We start from the raw sequence: 7157 nt of genomic DNA, 5'->3' as shown, positions 1-7157 counted from the left end.
GCCAAACATAACGCTGAAAACTATGAGGAGATACAGCTGCAGGTTCTTGGCAGAACACTAAGAGAGCTTGTACGAAAGGAGGTAACAGAGTCGTAATGGAGTCACGCTCTGTTTTGTATATCGCAGTGGCCGCAGTTGCTATCGTTGCAATTCTCGCAGCTCTAATGTGGTCTAATGACCCCCAGCGTCGGGCGTACGATCAGGCAAATAGCATGGCAGACGACGCCAGGCGGTATTTGGACCGATGTAATTCTGTGAGTGACAACCCTGAACTCTATTCTAAGTGCTTAACGGGTCGTGACTGACATAGGTTAGAGAATGAAGCGGCGGGCAGCGGTGCAGCAGCGGATAGTACAAATTCGCAAATAGAGAAGCGGGCCCGGAGGGCTTCGATCCCACGACCTGCGGTTCCGAAGACCGCCGCGATATCCTGACTACGCTACGGGCCCCGCATTGGCATGGCAGAAGCCGCTATATCAAGCCTGATCGAAATGGTAATGAACCCCGGCAGGCAACCATGTACAGTCTTGCTTGGCCTGCGCCAGATCTTTTGCGAGCACGGGGAATCGTTTGCGTACAGAAAGTACGACGACTATGACTTTGTCGAGTACTCTAGCTGCTCAAAATGCGGCAAGGTGCTAAAGTCGTTCCACGGCTTTGACGAGGACATCCGGGGATGAAGTACAGCTACCTCGCTCTCTTGATAATAATCTGGTGGGCCGGGGCCGGCATCGCGACCGTCGCGCTGTTCTTTCCCGTCTACAACGACTACTTGGTGGTCAGCATCATAGGCTGGGCCATAATCGTGGTCGCAACGGGCCTGATATTCTTTGAAATGAAGAGGATAAAGGCAGAAGACAAAAAGAAAGAAGAATTAAAGGGCTAGCCTTTTCCGCCCTGCTCTTCGATGACCACGAGCGTGACTGTGGACGTGATCCCGGGGATCTTGCGAATCTTGTTCGTGATCACGTGGTTCATGGCTTCGGTGTTGTCGGACTTGACCTTTACAAAGATGTCGTGAACGCCGTATGTACCCCTCACTTCCTTGATATCCGGCAGCTTTGATATCTCGTTAATGATCTTTTCCTCGGAGCCCAGCGTGCAGTTCACTAGTATGTATGCTGTAGGCATGAGACAAAAGGACTTGGCAAAGTATTTAGGCTTTCCTACCTTTTGGTGATCTCGCGCCTGTCCGGCGAGATATAGTGCTCTGTCAGCTTTTGAGAATAGCACTGGCCGCAGACGAGACCGGGCACGTTCCACTCTGGCATGGGCTTGTACCGAAAAGTCATGACTGCGCCACACGCGGCGCACTTGCCCTCTGGCTTGGCCATATAAGCTGAAATTCGTGTGAATGTGGCGGAATAAAAGTCTTCCAAATCTCCCGTGTAAAACGAATTAATATAGGTTGGAGAGAAATATTGTTGATTATGGCCAAGCCCGGAGTCATCGCCATTCCAGTCCTTCTTGTCCTTGGTGCAATAACCGGCTACCTGACATATGACCTGTTTATGGTCCAGCAGACGCCCATTCCGGGAGACTTTTCAAAATCGCCGTACTACAAGCCACTGTCGGCATCCTCTAACGCTACAGCAGCCGACAAGCCTGCAAAAGAGGTCGACAAGTCCCAGTTTGAAGAGGTTGTTACGATATCAATACTCAAGGGCTCGTCGGTGCAGGGCGCCCCCGACTATGACTCTGACCCGGCGACCGTCCCTTCAGACGCCCTGATAACGTGGGTCAACCAGGACACTACGCTACACAGCGCGACTTCTGGCGCCGACGCCACGGAAGAAGGCTATGGCTCGCTCTTTGACACCGGCCTGCTTGATGGGGGCAAGGAATACAGCATAGCCGCGTCGGAACTTGGGGCAGGCGAGCACGAGTATTTCTGCATTGTCCACCCTTACATGAAGGGCTCTGTGACCGTGAAGTAACACGAAACATACGTGCAATAGCTGGAAATATAACGGCGTTAAGTCTAAATATCTATAAACATGAAGGAAAGTAAAATGGCATTTCTAGAGGTAAAAGACTTGCACGTCAGCATTGACGGCAAGAAGATACTCGACGGCCTTACACTTAACATTGACAAGGGCGAGGTCCACGCCATCATGGGCCCAAACGGCTCCGGCAAGAGCACCCTCGCAAACGCCGTGATGGGGCACCCGAAATACAGCGTCGACTCTGGCGAGATAAAGGTAAAGGGACATGTGATAAACGACATGGGCACCGACCACCGCGCCCGGCTCGGGCTGTTCCTGGGCTTCCAGTACCCTACCGAAATCTCTGGGGTCGGTTACAGCCACTTTTTGCGCAACGCCTACAACCAGCTGAACAAATCGCTGGGCGAAGAGCAGAACCGCGAAGTGTTCCTCACAGTAAGGGAATTCCACGAATACGTCAAGAAGAACCTCGACGCAGTGGGCCTCGACCCGTCGTTTCTGAGCAGGTACCTGAACGAGGGATTTTCCGGAGGCGAGAAAAAACGGTCGGAGGTCATGCAGATGCTGGTGCTAAAGCCCAACATCGCGATACTCGACGAGCCGGACTCGGGCCTCGACATCGACGCAGTCAAGGCAGTCGCCGAGGCGATTAACAAGCTGATAGACACGGGCGCCGGCGTGCTTGTCATCACGCACTATGCAAGAATCCTCCGCTACATGAAAAAGCTCGACCATGTCCACGTCGTGGCAAAAGGCAAGGTGATAAAATCGGGCGGAAAAGAGCTGTCCGAGGAGCTGGAGACCAAGGGCTATGGATGGCTCGGCCTTGAGGACAAGTAGCCTGGTTCGTGCGGCCAATGTCTGAAGAAAACAAACCGCCAGTGTTTCTCAACTTTTCGTTCTACAAGGTCGACCCTAAATGGCGCTGGATAAACGACATGGGCAAGGACGAGGCGGCAAAGGAATTTGCCAGCCTCATCGAAGTCGCAAACACAAAGATGAAGGTTCGCACATATTCGACGCTTGGGCTGCGAGCCGATTCGGATTTCATGATCTGGTGCATCTCTGACACGCTGGAAAAGACGCAGGTGCTGGCGTCAAAGATCTATACCACCATCTTTGGCAAGTACGTCGCGCCGTCGCACGTCTTTATCTCTGCAAGCCGGCCGTCCGCGTATGCAAGCAAGGTGACGCCCGGATTCATGACAGACGAAAAGCCGATGAAATATGCAGTAGTCTACCCGTTTGTAAAGAGCCGCGAATGGTACCTCCTGCCATTTGAGGAGCGCAAAAAGATGATGGAAGAGCACATCGCTGTGGGCAGGAAATTCCCGCAGGTGCGCCTAAATACGACATACTCGTTTGGCATTGACGACCAGGATTTCATGCTTGCGTTTGAGACTGAAGACCTTGCTGCTTTCCAGGAATTGATAATGCAGCTGCGAGAGACGCAGGTCAGCAAATACATCGTCCGCGACACGCCCATGATAGTGTGCGTCAACAAGGGTGCCGAGGAAATCATAAAGAGCCTTGGTTGACATGCAGGCGCTAAAAGAGTGGTCGGTCGTTTGCAGGGCGCTTGAAGAGGGGCGCCAGACAGTGCTGCTCCGCAAGGGAGGCATCCTGGAATTTCGGGAGGGTTTTGAGGTCAAGCACGACCGGTTCATGCTCTTTCCGACGTACGAGCACCAGTCCAAGGAGCATTTGCAACCAGATTACGCCGGCAGGCTCGATGCTGTGCTGAAAGAGCAGCCGGCCGGCGGCGCAAACGTGCTTGCCAGCTATGCCGAGGCAAGACTGGTCCGGGAAATTTCAGACGCCTCTGTATTGAAGAAACTTAAAAAATACCACGTGTGGAACGAAAGCTATGTTAATGCGAGAATGGCCTATAACCCCAAGAAGCCAATGAGCGTGATACTTGTTCGCGTCTATAATCTTGACAAACCTATAACAGTCGAAAACAGGCCGGAATGGGCAGGCTGCAAGTCGTGGATACCGGTTGACCTGCAGGCGGCAGGCAGGCCCGCGGTCGACGACGTTACATTTGCCAAAATTTCTTCCGACGTCATGGAGGCCCTGAAATGAAATACAGAAAGCTGGGCAAGAGCGGCATAAAGGTGAGCGAGATAGGCTTTGGCGCGTGGACGATAGGCCTTGACTGGTGGGGGAAAAAGATCGACGACGACGAGGCAGTGAGGATGCTGAAAAAGGCGTACGACCTGGGCATCAACTTTTACGAAACGGCCGACATGTACGGCAAGGGCAAGAGCGAAAGGCTCCTTGGGCAGGCGTTCAAGGGCATGCGCAACGAAGTCGTCTACTCTACAAAGTGGGGCTATGACATGTACAGCGCCGAGCAGATGGGCCATGCGGAACTGCCGCAAAAGCACGACCCGGAATTCTTGCAGTTTGCGCTAAAAAAGAGCCTTGAGCGGCTGGACACCGATTACGTAGACGTATACAGCCTGCACAACCCCAAGATGGACGCAATCCAGAACGACGAGCTCTTTGCATCTCTTGACGGCCTGGTGAAAAAGGGCACGATAAAGAGCCACGGCATTGCGCTTGGGCCGGCCATAGGCTGGCGCGACGAGGGGCTGTTCTCGATAACAAACCGCAACGTCACGTGCGCGCAGACCGTCTACAACGTACTGGAGCAGGACCCCGGCCGCGACCTTATGAAGGTGGCAGCAGAAAGCGACGTGGGCATTATGGTGCGCGTGCCTGACGCATCAGGACTGTTGACGGGCAAGGTGACAGCCGACACGAAATTTGGCAAGGACGACCACCGCAGCTTCCGCAAGCGTGAGTTCATACAGGAGGCGATGCAAAAGATAGCGAACATGAAGCCGCTCGCAGACAGCAGGGGCTGGAACATGACAGAGCTTGCGATAAAATTCATACTCTCGCAGCCGCAGATATCCGTGGTCCTGCCGACGATGATAAGCGTCGAGGAGATCGAGACATTTGCCGCCATTTCGGACGGCAACTACCTTGACACCTCGGAAGCGGCAAAGCTGGTGGAGATGTATGAAAAGAACTTTTACGTCAAGCCCGTGGCGAGCTAGACAAAGTATTTTACCCGCTCTTTTTTGAACTCGCGGGAGCTAAAGAGTATCCTGTAGTCGCTGACACCTATCATCTCTGACATCTCGACTGCCATCTTTTCCGCGGCGTTCAGAGTGCGGGCGTGTATCATTGAAAAGACGTTATACTGCCAGTCCGGGTATATCGGCCTCCTGTAGCAGTGGCTCACCTGCGGATAACCGGCCAGCTTGAACCCGACGTCGTCGACCCTGTCCTCCGGCACGTGCCAGACCACCATACCGTTTGCCACAAAGCCGGCGTCGCGGTGGCGCAGGATGGCTGCAAACCGCCGCATGAGGCCGATTGACTCGTATTCCCTGGCCTTGCCAAACAATTGCTGGGTGGTTATGCCGAGGTTTTCTGCCATCTCTCTGAATGGCTCTTTTACCACCTGCAGGTCTTTTTGCAGCTCGCGGACGAACTCTTTGTCGCGCTCTGTTATTTCAAGCCGGTCGGGGTTCAGCTCTCTTACCTCGTCCGTGGGCTTTGGCTTTTCCGCGTCCTCGTTGACCATGTCAAGCTTGACGCCGATCTTGTACATCTTTATGGTCGGCAATAACCGGTATTTCACGACGCCGTCAAGCGCGGCCATCCTGTCCAATTCATCTTTCATTTCTGCCCCCGGCGGCACCGCAAGGGTGAACCACATGTTGTACTCGTGGTTGCGCTCATAGTTGTGGCTGACGCCTGGGTGCTCGTTCACCTTGTCGGCGACAGTGTCAAGTTTATCCGGCTTTACCGCAAAAGCAATGAGGGCGCTCCTGTATCCAAGGCGCCTCGTGTCGAAAATCGCGTTTATCTGCCGTATCAGGCCCAGGCCCTTTAACGCAGAGACCCTGCGCATGACCTCATCTTCAGAGAGGCCGTGCTTTGCCGCAATCTCGGTGTATGGCCTGTCAACCAGAGGAAAGACCCACTGGATGTCGTTAAGGAGTTTTTTGTCGGTCTCATCCATCTGCTGGTTTGCCTGCATCCGCGGCAGAATTGACGTTTATCCATTAAAAACCTACCTAAAGGCTAAATATCGTCCCGGGCAAAAGCACCCTGATGGGCATAGTCACGCTTCAGCTGGTCTGCGACACGTGCAAAAAGGTCATTTTGGAAAAGGAAGGCGAAGAACACCTGATGAACGAGCAGTTCCCGATAACTGGCGAAGAAGCCCAGAAACTGGACAAAGAGCACCGCGGCCACGAATGCCACATCGAAGCTGTAGAGAAGACTAGCTAGAGGGTGAGGCCAAACGAGCTTGCGACTTCTGCAAACTGCTGGTACCTGCGCAGGTATTCCCTGCCCTGCTGGGTGATTACGTATATCCTCTGGCCGTCAGACATCTGCTCGCTGATGAGGCCCGCCTGTACCAGCCTGTCAGACACTGCGCCCAGCCTGCTATAAGACATGTTGGCCTTTCTCAAAAGGGAGGTGACGTTGACGCCGCCCATGCCCGACTCGTCGGTGATGCGCAATACATCGCCCACTATTTTGACACTGTTGCGGTAGACCGCCATTGTCAGTTGACGCGTGAATGGCGCTAATAAGGATTACGTAGTGGGACTCTGCCTACACGCCAAGTGAAAAGCATAGTTGACTTTTATAGCGGCGGGCGGTACCTGCCGCAGTGAGCAGCAAGCCCATCACGTGGTTCAAGGACTTCCTTGGCGTAGGCTACCGCTATCACGATGTCTATATGAACGTCTTTCCGCTCTTTGCAGAAAAGATGCCCGCCTTCAAGCTGTGGAAAAAGACCATCGACTGGTGGCCTGACGACAAGATAAAGCTCGCATTCGTAGAGGAGGGCGACGACTACTGGTTCATCCTGTACGGTGGCTCTGAATACAAGGGCGACAATACGGGCTTTGTGAAAAAGGTGCCCGTCTCTGAAAACTATAGCCGGTTCAAGGCCGGCTTTGAGAAAAAGGCGACCCTGCGGTTTGGCATATACAAGGAACTGCCAAAGCCCAAGGTGGAAAGGGACGGCTCTGTCAAGAAGTTCGACCTAGAGGTATTGAAGAGGTCAAAGTACGTTTATGACATAAATTTTGTAAAAATTGCCGACCTTGCTCCTGACAGCGTCGAGTGGAAGTGCATCCAGGAAAACAGGCAATGAAGTTTTCGTGCGTGCAGGGC

13 protein-coding genes and 1 tRNA gene are annotated in these 7157 nt (G+C 53.4%); 9 read left to right on the top strand and 5 right to left on the bottom strand.

Going from position 1 to position 7157, the window contains the following annotated elements; translation table 11 throughout:
* Nucleotides 1-374: 374 nt before the first annotated feature.
* A tRNA-Arg gene (locus tag ACREAY_RS08460) sits at nucleotides 375-449 on the bottom strand.
* 9 nt (nucleotides 450-458) lie between these two features.
* On the opposite strand from ACREAY_RS08460, the gene ACREAY_RS08455 reads away from it, so the two are divergent.
* Together ACREAY_RS08455 and ACREAY_RS08450 are read left to right on the top strand one after the other, a co-directional pair.
* Nucleotides 459-680, top strand: coding sequence for a hypothetical protein (locus ACREAY_RS08455; protein WP_431755332.1), 222 nt, complete (start codon nucleotides 459-461; stop codon nucleotides 678-680).
* Nucleotides 677-886, top strand: coding sequence for a hypothetical protein (locus ACREAY_RS08450; protein ID WP_431755331.1), 210 nt, complete (start codon nucleotides 677-679; stop codon nucleotides 884-886). The genes ACREAY_RS08455 and ACREAY_RS08450 overlap by 4 nt, the downstream gene beginning before the upstream one ends.
* Here ACREAY_RS08450 and ACREAY_RS08445 read toward each other — a convergent pair.
* Nucleotides 883-1131 carry an Lrp/AsnC ligand binding domain-containing protein gene (locus tag ACREAY_RS08445; RefSeq protein ID WP_431755330.1) on the bottom strand — a complete coding sequence of 83 codons (249 nt, stop codon included), beginning with the start codon at nucleotides 1129-1131 and terminating at the stop codon, nucleotides 883-885. The two genes, ACREAY_RS08450 and ACREAY_RS08445, sit on opposite strands and share 4 nt — an antisense overlap.
* A gap of 35 nt (nucleotides 1132-1166) precedes the next feature.
* Nucleotides 1167-1334, bottom strand: coding sequence for a hypothetical protein (locus ACREAY_RS08440; RefSeq protein ID WP_431755329.1), 168 nt, complete (start codon nucleotides 1332-1334; stop codon nucleotides 1167-1169).
* 96 nt (nucleotides 1335-1430) lie between these two features.
* On the opposite strand from ACREAY_RS08440, the gene ACREAY_RS08435 reads away from it, so the two are divergent.
* The 5 genes from ACREAY_RS08435 (at nucleotide 1431) to ACREAY_RS08415 (ending at nucleotide 5014) form a co-directional block, all read left to right on the top strand.
* Nucleotides 1431-1937, top strand: coding sequence for a hypothetical protein (locus tag ACREAY_RS08435; RefSeq protein ID WP_431755328.1), 507 nt, complete (start codon nucleotides 1431-1433; stop codon nucleotides 1935-1937).
* Nucleotides 1938-2012: 75 nt separating this feature from the next.
* On the top strand, nucleotides 2013-2786 hold the full coding sequence (sufC, locus tag ACREAY_RS08430) for a Fe-S cluster assembly ATPase SufC (protein WP_431755327.1): 774 nt from the start codon (nucleotides 2013-2015) through the stop codon (nucleotides 2784-2786).
* Between the two features lie 17 nt (nucleotides 2787-2803).
* Nucleotides 2804-3484 (top strand): chlorite dismutase family protein, encoded by a 681-nt coding sequence (locus ACREAY_RS08425; protein WP_431755326.1) that lies wholly within the window; start codon nucleotides 2804-2806, stop codon nucleotides 3482-3484.
* A gap of 1 nt (nucleotide 3485) precedes the next feature.
* Nucleotides 3486-4031, top strand: a complete 546-nt coding sequence (locus ACREAY_RS08420) for a DUF1802 family protein (protein ID WP_431755333.1) — start codon at nucleotides 3486-3488, stop codon at nucleotides 4029-4031.
* Nucleotides 4028-5014 carry an aldo/keto reductase gene (locus tag ACREAY_RS08415; protein WP_431755325.1) on the top strand — a complete coding sequence of 329 codons (987 nt, stop codon included), beginning with the start codon at nucleotides 4028-4030 and terminating at the stop codon, nucleotides 5012-5014. The genes ACREAY_RS08420 and ACREAY_RS08415 overlap by 4 nt, the downstream gene beginning before the upstream one ends.
* Here ACREAY_RS08415 and ahbA read toward each other — a convergent pair.
* Nucleotides 5011-6006 (bottom strand): siroheme decarboxylase subunit alpha, encoded by a 996-nt coding sequence (ahbA, locus tag ACREAY_RS08410; RefSeq protein WP_431755324.1) that lies wholly within the window; start codon nucleotides 6004-6006, stop codon nucleotides 5011-5013. The two genes, ACREAY_RS08415 and ahbA, sit on opposite strands and share 4 nt — an antisense overlap.
* Nucleotides 6007-6080: 74 nt before the next feature.
* Between ahbA and ACREAY_RS08405 the strand changes: the two genes are divergently transcribed.
* Entirely contained in the window at nucleotides 6081-6260 is a 180-nt protein-coding gene (locus ACREAY_RS08405; RefSeq protein WP_431755323.1) for a hypothetical protein, read from the top strand.
* On the opposite strand, the gene ACREAY_RS08400 is transcribed toward ACREAY_RS08405, so the two are convergent.
* The gene (locus tag ACREAY_RS08400) at nucleotides 6257-6538 is read right to left on the bottom strand and encodes a winged helix-turn-helix domain-containing protein (RefSeq protein WP_431755322.1); all 282 of its coding nucleotides are present in this window, start codon (nucleotides 6536-6538) and stop codon (nucleotides 6257-6259) included. The genes ACREAY_RS08405 and ACREAY_RS08400 overlap by 4 nt on opposite strands.
* 110 nt (nucleotides 6539-6648) lie before the next feature.
* Between ACREAY_RS08400 and ACREAY_RS08395 the strand changes: the two genes are divergently transcribed.
* The gene (locus tag ACREAY_RS08395; protein WP_431755321.1) at nucleotides 6649-7137 is read left to right on the top strand and encodes a hypothetical protein; all 489 of its coding nucleotides are present in this window, start codon (nucleotides 6649-6651) and stop codon (nucleotides 7135-7137) included.
* Nucleotides 7138-7157 lie beyond the last annotated feature (20 nt).

The sequence above is a fragment of the Nitrososphaera sp. genome, assembly GCF_050748925.1.
Lineage (GTDB): Archaea > Thermoproteota > Nitrososphaeria > Nitrososphaerales > Nitrososphaeraceae > Nitrososphaera.
This window is presented reverse-complemented; position numbering and strand designations above follow the sequence as displayed.